At 73.1% G+C, this 13,252-nt stretch carries 9 protein-coding genes; 4 read left to right on the top strand and 5 right to left on the bottom strand.

Features of this window, described 5'->3' with window-relative positions; all coding sequences use genetic code 11:
- On the top strand, window positions 1-2,118 hold the full coding sequence (locus ACIPKM_RS06245) for a glycosyl hydrolase (RefSeq protein WP_402736373.1): 2,118 nt from the start codon (window positions 1-3) through the stop codon (window positions 2,116-2,118).
- A gap of 117 nt (window positions 2,119-2,235) precedes the next feature.
- On the opposite strand, the gene ACIPKM_RS06240 is transcribed toward ACIPKM_RS06245, so the two are convergent.
- A complete protein-coding gene (locus ACIPKM_RS06240; RefSeq protein ID WP_261646744.1) occupies window positions 2,236-3,039 on the bottom strand; it encodes a DNA-formamidopyrimidine glycosylase family protein in 804 nt (267 codons plus the stop codon).
- Between the two features lie 20 nt (window positions 3,040-3,059).
- Window positions 3,060-7,844 (bottom strand): DEAD/DEAH box helicase, encoded by a 4,785-nt coding sequence (locus ACIPKM_RS06235; RefSeq protein WP_402736372.1) that lies wholly within the window; start codon window positions 7,842-7,844, stop codon window positions 3,060-3,062.
- Window positions 7,845-8,014: 170 nt separating this feature from the next.
- On the opposite strand from ACIPKM_RS06235, the gene ACIPKM_RS06230 reads away from it, so the two are divergent.
- A complete protein-coding gene (locus ACIPKM_RS06230; RefSeq protein WP_402736371.1) occupies window positions 8,015-8,653 on the top strand; it encodes a PadR family transcriptional regulator in 639 nt (212 codons plus the stop codon).
- Window positions 8,654-8,790: 137 nt separating this feature from the next.
- Here ACIPKM_RS06230 and ACIPKM_RS06225 read toward each other — a convergent pair whose 3' ends face one another.
- Window positions 8,791-9,408, bottom strand: coding sequence for an alpha/beta hydrolase (locus tag ACIPKM_RS06225; RefSeq protein WP_071295191.1), 618 nt, complete (start codon window positions 9,406-9,408; stop codon window positions 8,791-8,793).
- Window positions 9,409-9,493: 85 nt separating this feature from the next.
- On the opposite strand from ACIPKM_RS06225, the gene ACIPKM_RS06220 reads away from it, so the two are divergent.
- Complete coding sequence (locus ACIPKM_RS06220) at window positions 9,494-10,036, top strand: NUDIX hydrolase family protein (protein WP_070417646.1); 543 nt, start codon at window positions 9,494-9,496, stop codon at window positions 10,034-10,036.
- An 80-nt stretch (window positions 10,037-10,116) separates the two neighbouring features.
- On the opposite strand, the gene ACIPKM_RS06215 is transcribed toward ACIPKM_RS06220, so the two are convergent.
- Window positions 10,117-10,320 (bottom strand): CsbD family protein, encoded by a 204-nt coding sequence (locus tag ACIPKM_RS06215; RefSeq protein ID WP_070417647.1) that lies wholly within the window; start codon window positions 10,318-10,320, stop codon window positions 10,117-10,119.
- Between the two features lie 125 nt (window positions 10,321-10,445).
- Complete coding sequence (locus ACIPKM_RS06210; RefSeq protein ID WP_071295192.1) at window positions 10,446-12,053, bottom strand: DEAD/DEAH box helicase; 1,608 nt, start codon at window positions 12,051-12,053, stop codon at window positions 10,446-10,448.
- Between the two features lie 273 nt (window positions 12,054-12,326).
- Here ACIPKM_RS06210 and ACIPKM_RS06205 point away from each other — a divergent pair, with 273 nt between their 5' ends.
- Complete coding sequence (locus ACIPKM_RS06205) at window positions 12,327-13,151, top strand: endo alpha-1,4 polygalactosaminidase (RefSeq protein WP_071295228.1); 825 nt, start codon at window positions 12,327-12,329, stop codon at window positions 13,149-13,151.
- Window positions 13,152-13,252 lie beyond the last annotated feature (101 nt).

The following is a 13,252-nucleotide window of genomic DNA, read 5'->3' as shown; positions in this document are numbered from 1 at the left end:
ATGCTCCGGCTGCCTCGGTCTGCCCGTCGCGACCAGGCGCCGGACGCGCGCCGTCGGGTCGGCGTGCGCCGTGCCTCCAGGCTGTCCACCAGCGTCACCGTCGTGACGGCCGTCGCGATGCTCGTGACCGCGTGCACCGGTCCTGGAGGCACGGATCACCCCGGCGAGACCACCTCGCCCACCACGAACGGTGCGGCACAGGCGCGCGCGGTCGCCGCTCTCGGCGACGTCGCGTCGTCGAAGGCGGGCGCGATGCGCCTCGCCGACGGCCTGCTGCCGCCGACGAACCGCTGGTTCTCGGGACTCGTCTTCGGCGCGGCACCGCAGCCGGTGTTCCCCAGCCCGATCTCGTGGCAGGTGACCGACGACGGCTTCGCGGCCGGGCTCCCCACCATCACGGCCACCGAGAAGACCATCGCCGGCGGCGCGACGCAGCAGGTCGGACTCGACCTCGGTGCGACTTCGACCCTGGTGTCCGCCTACGACTCGGTGTCCGTGACCGTCGAGCACCGTGACGGCTCCACCGTCCTCGGGCACACGGTGGTCGCCGAGGGCTCGCCGCTCGTGACGTACACCGCCGCGCGTGCCGGCACCGTCACCGCGACCTCGCCGATCGACGGCACCGGGGACGGTACCGGGACCGTCACCAGCGGCGGCCGGACCTGGCAGCTCGTCGTCCGCGACGGGACGATCGACGGCGACGCGATCGACCTGCGGTCCGGCGGCAGCGTCGTGCTCCTGCCGGTCCCGGACGGCGCGACCAAGGCGCAGACGACCCGGCTCGTCGCCGCCGCCCGTCCGCTCACGGGGGTCGCGCTCGACCGCAGCGCCTCGCGGGGGAAGCAGCGCACGACGCTGACGTACGACTTCGGCTCCGGCGACCGGGGCGTGCTCGTCCCGCAGCCGGGGCAGGGCACGACCGGCCTGGAGTGCACCGGCCTGCACTACGAGACCGTCCAGGGACCGGCCCCGGTCTGCACCGGCACCGCCCTGCGGTTCGCGGTCGACACGGTCCGGCCATCGGACACCCTCGACCTGTCGGGGCTGTCGTCCGCGGAGCGAGCGGCGCTCGTCACCCAGGTCCGCGCCGACGCGTCCACGGTGGATGCCTCGTCGTACGCCGCGGACAGCTACGGCGGTGGGAAGGACCTCTACCGCGTCGCGAACCTGTACCGGCTCGCGACGCAGCTCGACCTCGCGTCGGTGGCGGACGTGCTGAAGACCTCGGTCGTCGACGAGCTCGACCAGTGGTTCGACCCCGCCGGGTGCGGAACCCGCACGGCGCGGTGCTTCGCCTACGACCCCACGCTGCACGGGCTCGTCGGGCAGGAGGCCTCGTTCGGCTCCGACGAGTTCAACGACCACCACTTCCACTACGGCTACGTGCTGTCCGCAGCCGCCGTCCTCGCCGCCGACGACCCGGCGCTCGTGCGGCGGTGGCGGACCGTGGCCGACCTCGTCGCGGCGGACATCGCCTCGCCGGAGGCCACCGCCTCGTTCCCGGCGCTCCGCGTCTACGACCCGTACGCGCAGCACTCGTGGGCGTCCGGGTTCTCGCCGTTCGCCGACGGCAACAACCAGGAGTCGTCGTCCGAGGCCGTCTCGGCGTGGAACGGCGTCGCGCTGTGGGGAGCGGTGTCCGGCTCGTCGTCGGGGTCGTCGTCGGGGTCGTCGTCGCTCCGGTCCGTCGCGACCTGGCTGCTCTCGAACGAGGCGGCCTCGGCCGCGCGGGACGTGCTCGACCCGGACCTGTCCGCGTTCCCGGAGTTCCGGCACCGGGTGGTCTCGCTGACCTGGGGCGGCAAGCGCGACCACGCGACCTGGTTCAGCGCCGCGGCGGCCGCGCCCGCGGGCATCGAGCTCATCCCGATGCCGGCCGTGGCCGCCTCGTACGTCGATGCCGGCGGGGCGGCGCAGATCCGCCGGGTGCTGGCCGAGGCGGTGCCGGACGGCAGGTACGACGTGCAGTTCGGCGACTACCTGCTCATGTACCGGGCGCTGGCGTCACGGGCCGATGCGGCCACGGCGCTGCGGGAGGCGCGGGCGTTGCCGGACGCGGTGGTCGACTCGGCGAACTCGCGGTCGTACATGCTGGCGTGGATCATGTCGCGCGCGTAGCGCCGGCGCGTTCCACGACAGCGTGCGAGGTTCCGCGCACCGTGCGGCCCTGCTCGCGTCCCACAGTGGTCGGAACCTCGCACAGAGCGCCGGCGCGGTGGCCGCGGCCGCGCCCCGTCAGGTCTGGCAGCGCGGACACCAGTACGTGTCCCGCAGGGTCAGCTCCGACTCACCGAGCTCCCCGTACCGGATCGGCGTCCCGCAGCGCAGGCACGGCTTCCCCGCTCGGCCGTACACCCAGAAGCGCCGACCGGGCCGATCGACCCCGGTGGTCACACGGGCGCTGCGGTCACGGTTGGCGAGGATGAGCCGGCTCGCCAGGGCGATCATCCGCGCTGGGTGGTGCACCTCGCGCACCGGACGGGTCGGCAGGACACCGCGCAGGAAACACAGCTCGTTGCGGTAGACGTTCCCGAGGCCGGCGAGTACCCGCTGGTCGAGCAGCGCGAGGCCGACCGGACGATCAGGGTCCCGCGTCAGGTTCGCCAGCGCGAGGTCGGCGTCCCAGTCGGGACCGAGCAGGTCGGGGCCGAGGTACCCGACGATCTCGGACTCCTGGTCGCGGGGGACGACCTCGAGCACCCCGAGCGCGAAGCCGACCGTCGAGACGTCGGCGGCGCTGCCGGGTCCGCCGCCGGTCGCGTCGAGCACCACCCGCGCCTGGTGCGCCGGGCGACGCCAGCGGTCCCCGGGCGCGTAGACGTCCCACCGCCCCTCCATCTTGAGGTGCGAGTGCACGGTCAGGTCGCCGATCCGGTGCAGCAGGTGCTTGCCACGCGGGACGACCTCGTCCACCGTGCGGCCGACGAGGTCGAGCGTGGCGAACGCCGGCACCCGGAAGTCGCTGCGGGTGAGGACCTTCCCCGCCAGTGCGGCGTGGAGCCGACGGGCGGCGCGGAAGACGGTGTCGCCCTCAGGCACCGGGCACCCCCGTCGTGCGCTCAGACACGGAGACGCAGCCCCTGCGGCGTGGCGGTGAACCCGGCTTCGCGCAGCGCCGAACCGAGCGGGGTCTCGAGGACGAAGTCGCCGTCCACTCGCTCGACCGAGAGCTTCCGCAGGCCGCTCCGCACGGTCGCGGCGATCGACGCCGCAGCCACGGCGAGGTCCGCCGGGTCGTCGGTGAAGGTCAGCACCGACTTGCCACCGCGTTCGACGTACACCGCGAGGTGCCCGTCGACCGTCGTGACGAGCGCACCCGCCTTGCGCCCGGGCCGGTGCCCGCGGCCCGTCGTCTTCACGGGAGCGGAGTCGGCGGCCCCACTGGGACGACCAGCGGTACCGTCGGCGCTGCCCGCACCGTCGTCGTCAGGCCCGGCGGCGGTGTCGGACGGCCACGGCAGCGATGCCCCGTACGCGTTCGCCGGGTCGGTCGCCGCGAGGGTCAGGGCATCACGCGACCGGTCCGGATCGGCCCGTTCGTCGTCGTCGATGTCGCGCGCGTACGTGCGGAGCCGGTCGACGGTGGGCCCCGTCGCGAACTGCGCGGCGCCGAGGCCCTCGACGAAGTAGCCCCGGCGGGCCCGGCCGGACTCCTCGAAGCGGGAGAGCACCCGGTACACGCCGGCGAACCCGCCCCGGACGCCCTCGACCTGCACCGCGCCGCGGGTGACGACGCCGTACCGCTCGAGCAGCTGTTCGGCGGTCGCGGCGGCCCGGACGGTCGCGTCGGACTCGGCGAGGGGGAGCAGGGACCACCGGCCGCCGACGGACGGCGGACCGGACTGGGTCGGCATCGTCGGCCGACGACGGCCGCGGTACGCCCGTGCGCGGGGTGCGCTCGAGCTCTTCGCCTTCCCGCCGAGCATCGCGCGCAACGGCGCGAAGGTGTCGTTCGTGATCTGCCCGGCCCACACCAGGTCCCACAGCGCGGTCGACAGGGCGGTGTCGTCGGTGCTGCCGACGGCCTGCCCGAGCTGCCGGAAGAAGTACGCGCCGCCGCCCGCGAGCGCACCGAGCACGTCCCGCTGGAGCTCGGTCGTCTCGTCACCGGAGGGCTCCGCCAGGGTCGTGGCCGCGGTGTCGGCGAGGTGCAGGCGGATCCAGCCGTCGTTGCCCGGCAGGGTGCCGCCGCCGGACCAGAGGACCTCGCCCGTGGCGGTGAGCTCGTCGAGCATGCTCGGCGCGTAGTCGCCGACGCGTGCCGGCAGCACGAGGGTCTCCCACGCGCTCGCGGGCAGTGCCACCCCGGCGAGCTGGTCGACGACCTGGAGCACCCCGTCGACGCCGCGCAGTCCACCGCGGGTACCGGCGGTCCGGACGTGCTGCCACGCGGGCAGGAACCGCGCGAGGGCGTCCGGCGCGACGGGCTCGACCTCGTGCCGGAGCGCCGCGAGCGACTTCGTGCGGATGCGGCGGAGCACCTCGGCGTCGCACCACTCCGCACCCTGGCGATCGGGACGGAACTCGCCCTCGACCACGCGACGGTCGGCGACGAGGCGGCGCAGGGTGTCCTGCACGACGGCGATCCCGAGCCCCAGCCGTCCGGCGGCGTCCTGCGCGGAGAACGGCCCGTGCGACCGGGCGTACCGGCCGACCAGGTCGCCGAGCGGGTCGGCCACCGGTTCGACGAACGCCGTCGGCACGCCGATCGGCAGGGGCACCCCGAGGGCGTCGCGCAGGCGGGAGGCGTCCTCGATCACGGCCCAGCGGGTCGCGCCGGCGTGCGAGAACGCGAGCACGCGGCGGTCTCGCTCGAGCGCGGCGAGCACGGTCTGCGCCTCGGTCGTCGCTGCGGCGCGGTCGTCCGCCTCCGCCAGCCAGCTCCGGTCCACGATCTCGTCGAGGTCGAGCGCGCCCACGAGCCGCAGGACGTCGACGATCCCCTCGGCGTCGCGCGCCCGGCGGTCCGGCGAGAGCCGCTGCAGGTCACGCTCGACCGAGGCGATGACCGCCGGGTCGAGCAGCTCGCGGAGCTCGGCACGACCGAGCAGCTCGCCGAGCAGCGTCGAGTCGAGGGACAGTGCGGCCGCCCGACGCTCGGCGAGCGGGGAGTCCCCCTCGTACATGAACGCGGCGACGTACCCGAAGAGCAGCGAGCGCGCGAACGGCGACGGCGTCTCCGTCTCGGTCTCGACCAACCGGATGCGCCGGCCCGCGATGTCGTCAGCGATCCCCAGCAGGGCGGGCACGTCGTACACGTCCTGGAGGACCTCGCGCACGGTCTCGAGCACGATCGGGAAGGTCGGGTACTTCTGGGCGACCTCGAGCAGCTGCGAGGCCCGCTGCCGTTGCTGCCAGAGCGGGGAGCGCTGCCCGGGGTTCCGGCGGGGCAGCAGGAGCGCCCGCGCGGCGCACTCACGGAAGCGCGCGGCGAACAGCGCCGACGCCCCGACCTCGTCCGTCACGAGCGCTTCGAGGTCGTCCCGCTCGAACACGAACAGGTCGGCGCCGGGAGGCTCGGCATCGGTCTCGGGGATGCGCACGACGATCCCGTCGTCGGCGGCCATGGCGTCGCCGTCGATCCCGTGGCGCTCACGGAGTCGTGCGGCGACCGCCAGGGCCCACGGCGCGTGCACCTGCATGCCGTACGGCGAGTGCAGGATGAGCCGCCAGTCGCCGAGCTCGTCACGGAAGCGTTCGATCACGAGGGTCGTGTCGTTCGGCACGTGTCCGGTCGCGGCGCGCTGGTCGCGGAGGAAGGTGAGCAGGTTCGTCACGGCCCGTTCGTCGAGCCCGCCGGCGGCGACCCTGGCGCGTGCGTCGTCGTCGGAAGCCCCCTCGACCTCGCGCACGAAGGCCCCGGTGGCACGGCCGAGTTCCGCGGGGCGACCGATGCCGTCGCCCTTCCAGAACGGCACGCGGCCCGGCTGCCCGAACGCGGGGCTGACGATCACCCGGTCGTGGGTGATCTCCTCGATGCGCCAGCTCGTCGCACCCAGCGCGAAGACGTCGCCGACGCGGGACTCGTAGACCATCTCCTCGTCGAGCTCGCCGACGCGCGAGGCCTTCTCGCCGACCATGAACACGCCGAACATGCCGCGGTCGGGGATCGTCCCGCCGCTGGTGACCGCGAGCCGCTGGGCACCCGGACGCCCGGTCAGGGTGCCGTGCACGCGGTCCCACACCAGGCGCGGTCGGAGCTCGGCGAACTCGTCGCTCGGGTAGCGCCCGGTCACGAGGTCGAGCGTGGCCTCGAACGCGGAGCGGGGCAGACCGCTGAACGGGGCGCTCCGCCGCACGAGCTCGAACCAGTGCTCGACGTCGACCGTGTCGATCGCCCCCGCTGCCACGGTGTGCTGCGCGAGGACGTCGAGCGGGTTCGCCGGCACCGAGATCGACTCGATCTGCCCGGCCACCATCCGCTCGACCGTCACGGCGCTGTTCACCAGGTCGGCGCGGTGCTTCGGGAACAGCACGCCGCGCGAGATCTCGCCGACCTGGTGCCCGGCGCGACCGACGCGCTGGAGACCGCTCGCGACCGAGGGCGGCGCCTCGACCTGCACGACGAGGTCGACCTCGCCCATGTCGATGCCGAGCTCGAGCGAACTCGTCGCGACGACGCAGCGCAGTCGACCGGACTTCAGGTCGTCCTCGATGATGGCGCGCTGGTCCTTCGAGACGGAACCGTGGTGGGCGCGGGCGAGCACCGGCACGGCGGCGTCGGAGCCCCCGCCACCGGTCTGCCCGGACGCGCCGATCACCTGCGCCGGGGGCCGCTTCGTGCCCTGCGGGGCGACGGCGTGCGCCGAGGTCCGTGCCGGCGACTGCGGACGCCCGCGCGCGACCGGCAGCCCGTCGTCGGCGGGGGAGGCGCCGGCCGGCACCAGCGCCCCGTCGCCGACCGAGCCCGCCGCCGCGAGCACGCGTTCTTCGTGGATCTCGTTCAGCCGTGCCGTCAACCGCTCGGCCAAGCGGCGGGAGTTCGCGAACACGATGGTCGACCGGTGTTCCTCGACCAGGTCGACCACGCGTTCCTCGACGTGGGGCCAGATCGACCCGTTCGTCGGTGACTCGGTCGCGTCCGCACCGACGGGCGGTGCACCGAGCTCGGCCATGTCGTCGACCGGAACGACGACCCGCAGGTCGAACGTCTTCTGCGCCGGCGGGGCGATGATCGACACCGGTGCGCGTCCGCCGAGGAACCGCGCCACCTCTTCCGGGGGGCGCACCGTCGCCGAGAGCCCGATGCGCTGCACGGGCTTCTCGAGCAGGTCGTCGAGCCGTTCGAGCGAGACCGCCAGGTGGGCGCCGCGCTTGGTGGACGCGACGGCGTGCACCTCGTCCACGATGACGGTGTCGACGTTCACCAGGGTCTCGCGCGCCTGCGAGGTGAGCATGAGGTACAGCGACTCCGGCGTCGTGATGAGGATGTCCGGCGGCTGCCGCAGCAGCTTCTGCCGATCGGACGACGGGGTGTCACCGCTGCGGACCCCGACCGTGACGTCGGGTGGTTCGAGCCCGAGGCGCCGTGCGGTCTGGGTGATGCCGACGAGCGGGCTGCGCAGGTTCCGTTCGACGTCGACGCCGAGGGCCTTCAGCGGGGACACGTAGAGCACCCGGGTGCGCTGCTTCGCGGGCGGACGGTCGGTCGAGCTGATGAGTCGGTCGATCGACCACAGGAACGATGCCAGCGTCTTGCCGGACCCCGTCGGGGCGATCACGAGCGCGTGCTTCCCGGTGGAGACGGCGTCCCACGCACCGGCCTGCGCCGGGGTCGGTGCGGCGAAGGCGCCGCGGAACCACTCCGCGGTGGCGGGGGAGAAGCGCTCGAGGACGTCCGTCATGGTCCGTCCCATCCTGCCCGCCACCACCGACAGCGGCCCGTGCGGACGTACCCCTTGACAGAGCGATAGTTACCGATCTATCGTTAACACATCGCGATACGACGAAGACGATTCCGGTCAGACCGTTCGCGAGCCGACTCAGCACGACGGAAGGACGCATCATGCGACCCATGCACAACGACTTCGACACCACCCAGCACCCGCGCGGCCCCCGCTTCGGCGGCGCGCGGCAGCACCACGGCGCCGGCTTCCCCGGCCGCGACCGCGGTGACCACGACCACGGCGGACGCGGCGGTTTCGGCCCCGGCTTCGGTCGCGGCTTCGGACCCGGCTTCGGCGGTCCGGGGTTCGGCGGTCCCGGCTTCGGCCGCGAACGCCGTCGCCGCGGCGACGTCCGCCTCGCGATCCTCGGCCTGCTGGCCGAGGGCCCGCAGAACGGCTACGCCGTCATCAAGACCATCGCCGAACGCACCGGCGGCGCCTGGAAGCCGAGCCCCGGTTCGGTCTACCCGACGCTCCAGCAGCTCGTGGACGAGGACCTCGTCGTCTCCACGGGTGACGGCCGGAAGACGCTCTTCGAGCTCACCGACGCCGGCAAGGCCGAGGCAGAGGCGAAGGCGGACGAGATCGCCGCGGCCTTCGACGCGCCGGGTCTCCCGGACTCGTCCCGCGAGTTCATCGAGTCGCTCCGGAAGACCATGGGCGTCCTGCACATGTACCGCACCAGCGCGACGGAGGAGCAGGCGAAGGCGGCCACCGCCAAGATCGACCAGCTCCGCAAGGACCTCCTGCAGATCCTCGCCGACTGACGTCGGAACCCGTGACGGGAGGCGCGGTGCCAGCTGGCACCGTGCCTCCCGTCCGCATCGTGAGCAGCAATGGTCGAGTCCGCACGTCGGACCCGACCATTTCTGCTCACCAAGCGGGGCGAGCCCGCTGAGTGCGCCTACGCGCCGATGAACGCGGCCACGTCCGCCAGCTCCGCTGCGGACACCGCGTGGGGCAGGCCCTCGTACGTGCGATCCGTCACGGCGGTGTTCGTCGCCGCCCACGCCTGCGTCCGGGCGGTGGCCTCGCCGGGGATCACCGGGTCGAGGTCGCCGTGCCCGAGGAACACCCGGGGCCGGACGGCGGCGACGGCCTCGTCACGCGAGTCCGTCACTCCCGGCACGACGAACCCGGACAGCGACACCGCGAACGCGAACGCAGCGGGCCGTGCCCGGAGCAGTTGCAGCGCCATCGACCCGCCCTGCGAGAACCCGAGCAGTCCGATCCGCGGGTGCTCGGCCGCGACCGAGTCGATCCACTCGAGGACACCCGCGACGGACTCGTCGACGGGCCCGAGTGCCGGGGAGCCCGGCGTGCCGAGCGGGTACCAGCTGTACCCCTGCCCGAACGGCATCGGCGCACGCAGCGACGCCATGGTCCACGACGGCGGCAGCGCCGGGGCGAGTCCGAGCAGGTCGCGCTCGTTCGACCCCACCCCGTGCATCGTCACGAGCAGCGGGGTCCCCGCGCGCTCGGAGGGGCTCCGGGTCCACTGCACGGCATCGCGATCGATCATGTGGACGACAGTAGTTGACGCATCAACCATCCCCAACCCCCGCGCCTTCCGCCGAACTCGCCACGGTGACTGGTAGACACGGTGCATGGCCTCGCTGCGCACCCCCGACCCCGACTCCGGCTGGCTGTCCGACGAGGAGCTCGCGAACGTCCGCCGTCGACTGCCGATCTGCTACGTCGAGGCGGTGCCCGTCCGCACCGACGGCCTCGGCGTCGTCACCGAGGTGGGCGTGCTGCTGCGCGTCGCCCCGAGCGGTTCCATCGCCCGCACGCTCGTGTCCGGGCGCGTGATGTTCGGCGAGTCGATCCGGACCGCATTGTTCCGGCACCTCGAGAAGGACCTCGGGCCGATGGCGTTCCCGCAGCTGCCGTCGAGCCCCACCCCGTTCACCGTGGCCGAGTACTTCCCGCTGCCCGGCGCGTCCGTCTACACGGACGAACGGCAGCACGCGATCTCCCTCGCGTACGTCGTCCCCGTGACCGGCACGTGCGAGCCCCGGCAGGACGCCCTCGAGCTGACCTGGATGAGCCCGATGGAGGCGGCCTCCGACGCCGTCGCCGACGAGATGGAGGGCGGTCGCGGAGCGCTCCTCCGCGCCGGACTCGCATCAGTCGGCGCCCTCATGTAGCAGCCGACGCCACCCGCATACGACGAAGCCCCCGGATCCGAATCGGACCCGGGGGCTTCGCAGCGCGGTACTGGACCGGCTTACTTGTTGTCGTTCTTGAGGCTGTCGGCCACGCCTGAAGCGGCGTCCTTGACGTTCGTACCTGCCTGCTTGGTGTCGGCCTTGACCTGATCGGTCTTGCCTTCAGCCTTGAGGCGGTCGTTGTCCGTCACGTTCCCGACGGCTTCCTTGGCCTTGCCAGCTGCCTTCGCAGCGGCGTTCTTGACGTCTTCGATCCCAGCCATAGGCTCTCCTTCCGACAGCGGACAGTTCCCCGTCAGCCGCTCGCGCGGCATCCGGTGAAGGAGAACCTACGCCCGTGGAGTGCGTCCGTGCTCAGGCGGCGTGGAGGTTCCCCACGCCGACAGGATCAGCGCGCGGACCCCGCCGGACGGGAGGCGCGGCGCGAGCCACCACGACGGTTGCCGCCCGACTCGGCGCCGGACCCACGACCGGCGGCGTAGCCGCCCTCCGAGGACCAGACCGGAGCGGACCCACCGCGGACGGTGTCGCTCGACGCACGACGGCTGCCACCACTGCGGCGACCGCCGGACGCGGCACCCGAGCGCTGCCCACCGGCGGAGCCGGTCGACGCGCCGGCGCCGGCCTCGGCGGGACGACCGCCGCGACGCCCTGCACCGGACGACCCGGAAGCCGAGCCGGTGCGCGCGGGCTGCGCCGCGCCTCCGGGACGACCGCCGCGACCACGGCGACGACCGCCGCCCGCGTTGTCGGACTCGGCGGTGCGCTGCTTGGGCTGGCGCTGCTGCTGTGCCGGCTGCTCCGGGGCGACGTGGCGGACCGGAGCGACCTCGCCGACGAGCTCCGTGACGGCGGGGGAGTTCGCCGTGACCTGCTGCGGCGTGACCTTGATCGCGGCCGCACGCATCATCTGCGCGACGTCGCGACGCTCGGCGGGCATCGTCACGGTGACGACGTCGCCGGACGAACCGGCGCGGGCGGTGCGGCCCGAGCGGTGCAGGTACGCCTTGTGCTCGGTCGGCGGGTCGACGTGGACGACGAGCTCGACGTGGTCGACGTGCACACCGCGGGCGGCGACGTCGGTGGCGACGAGCACGAGGGCCTCGCCGGAGGAGAACTTCGCGAGGTTCCGCTCACGGGCACCCTGCGACAGGTTGCCCTGCAGGTCGACGGCCGGGATGCCCTGGCTGCTGAGCTGCTTGGCGAGGCGCTTGGCGTGGTGCTTCGTGCGCATGAAGAGGATGCGACGACCGGTGCCGCTCGCGAGCGTCCGGACGAGGTCCTTCTTCGCGTCGGCGTCGGCGACCTCGAACAGGTGGTGGGTCATCGCCTCGACGGGGCTGTTCGCCTCGTCGACCGAGTGCATGACCGGGTTGTGCAGGAACTTCTTGACGAGCTTGTCCACGCCGTTGTCGAGCGTGGCGGAGAACAGCAGACGCTGCCCCTGCTCGGGCGTGGCCTGCATGATCTTGGTCACACCGGGGAGGAAGCCCATGTCGGCCATGTGGTCGGCCTCGTCGAGGACGGTCACCTCGATGTCGCCGAGGTTGACGTGGCCCTGCTGCATGAGGTCGGCGAGACGGCCGGGGCACGCCACGACCACGTCGACGCCGCCGCGCAGGGCGTCGACCTGACGACCCTGCCCGACGCCGCCGAAGACGGTCGTGGTGTTCAGGCCCATGGCCTTGGCGAGCGGGGCGAGGGCGACGTCGATCTGGGTCGCGAGCTCACGGGTGGGGGCGAGCACCAGGGCACGGGGCCGGCCGGCGCGGCGCTTGCGGCCACTGGCGGCGAGGCGGGCGACGAGCGGGATCGCGAACGCGATCGTCTTGCCGGAGCCGGTGCGGCCACGGCCGAGCACGTCCTTGCCCTGCAGGGAGTCGGGGAGCGTGTCCTCCTGGATGGGGAACGCGGTCTCCTTGCCCTGGTCGGCGAGGACGGCGACCATCGGCGCGGGGACGCCGAGGTCGGAGAAACGGATGTCTTCGTTGGTCATGGTGACCTTTCCAACCGGAGTGCTCCGGCTGTGGTCGCGCTTGCGAGGCAGCGCGCGGGCGGGATGCGCGCCAACGGGTGTGGCTGGCGCAGTCGCCGCAGCAGAGAAGCCTGGCACCTTCGGGAGGTGCTCGATCATCGGTCCGTGGACCGGGAGTTCGGGGGCGTCCGTACGACGCACGAGGCGATCGGCGCCTCGAGTACGTCCAGCATAGCGTGCGCGGGTCGGATCCCCCAGGCCGAGGTGTCCGCCGGCTCGTGCGAGGATGCACCGGTGCGCACCAGAACCGTCCTGCTGACCGTCGCGACGGCCCTCGTCGCCGTCCTGGGGACGGCGTCCTGCGCCGCCGCGGTGCCCACCGCGTCGTACCGGAACCTGCCCACCTCGGGCGTCCCCGACTACCAGCTGGGCGGCTCGTACGCGCCGCCGGCAGGTGTCACGATCGTCGAGCGCGACAGCACCGCACGACCAGCGACGGGGAAGTACTCGATCTGCTACGTCAACGGCTTCCAGACCCAGCCGGAGGACGCCGCGATGTGGAAGCGGGACCACCCGACGGCGATCCTCCGCGACCGATCGGGCAAGCCGGTGTCCGACCCGGGCTGGCCGGACGAGATGTTGCTCGACACGACGACCGCTGCGAAGCGCGCGACGATCGTGCGGGTCCTCACGAAGTCCGTCGCCCGGTGCGCCGATCGCGGGTTCGCCGCCGTCGAGTTCGACAACCTCGACTCGTGGACGCGCTCGAAGGGGAAGCTGACGCGGTCCGGGAACCTCGCACTCGCCGCCGCGCTCGTCCGTCTCGGGCACGGCGAGGGGCTCGCGGTCGGGCAGAAGAACACGCCGCAGCTCGGGGCGTCCGGGCGGAAGCAGACCGGCTTCGACTTCGTGGTCGCCGAGGAGTGCTTCGTCTACCAGGAGTGCGGCGAGTACACGAAGGCGTACGGCAAGCGGGTCATCGACGTCGAGTACTCGGACAACAGCGAGCAGCCGTGGTCGTCGGTGTGTGCCTCGGCGAAGCGGCCGGCGATGACCATCCTGCGCGACCGGGACCTCGTGACGCCGTCGAGCGACGACTACGTGTTCGAGCGCTGCTGACGCAGCGCGCCGGACGCGGAAGGCCGCGGCACTGTGCGAGGTTCCGCGCGCTGTGGGACGCGCGCGGCATCGCACGCCGCGCGGAACCTCGCACACTGCGC

The sequence above is a fragment of the Curtobacterium sp. NPDC086286 genome (assembly GCF_044746255.1).
Lineage (GTDB): Bacteria > Actinomycetota > Actinomycetes > Actinomycetales > Microbacteriaceae > Curtobacterium.
Note: the sequence above shows the minus strand (reverse complement) of the source record. Positions and strands in the feature narration are given on the sequence as shown.

Coding starts and splice junctions, on each gene's coding strand:
- ACIPKM_RS06245 (WP_402736373.1), top strand. CDS start 1: ATGCTCCGGCTGCCTCGGTCTGCCCGTCGCGACCAGGCGCCGGACGCG.
- ACIPKM_RS06235 (WP_402736372.1), bottom strand. CDS start 7,844: ATGACGGACGTCCTCGAGCGCTTCTCCCCCGCCACCGCGGAGTGGTTC.
- ACIPKM_RS06230 (WP_402736371.1), top strand. CDS start 8,015: ATGCACAACGACTTCGACACCACCCAGCACCCGCGCGGCCCCCGCTTC.
- ACIPKM_RS06225 (WP_071295191.1), bottom strand. CDS start 9,408: ATGATCGATCGCGATGCCGTGCAGTGGACCCGGAGCCCCTCCGAGCGC.
- ACIPKM_RS06220 (WP_070417646.1), top strand. CDS start 9,494: ATGGCCTCGCTGCGCACCCCCGACCCCGACTCCGGCTGGCTGTCCGAC.
- ACIPKM_RS06215 (WP_070417647.1), bottom strand. CDS start 10,320: ATGGCTGGGATCGAAGACGTCAAGAACGCCGCTGCGAAGGCAGCTGGC.
- ACIPKM_RS06210 (WP_071295192.1), bottom strand. CDS start 12,053: ATGACCAACGAAGACATCCGTTTCTCCGACCTCGGCGTCCCCGCGCCG.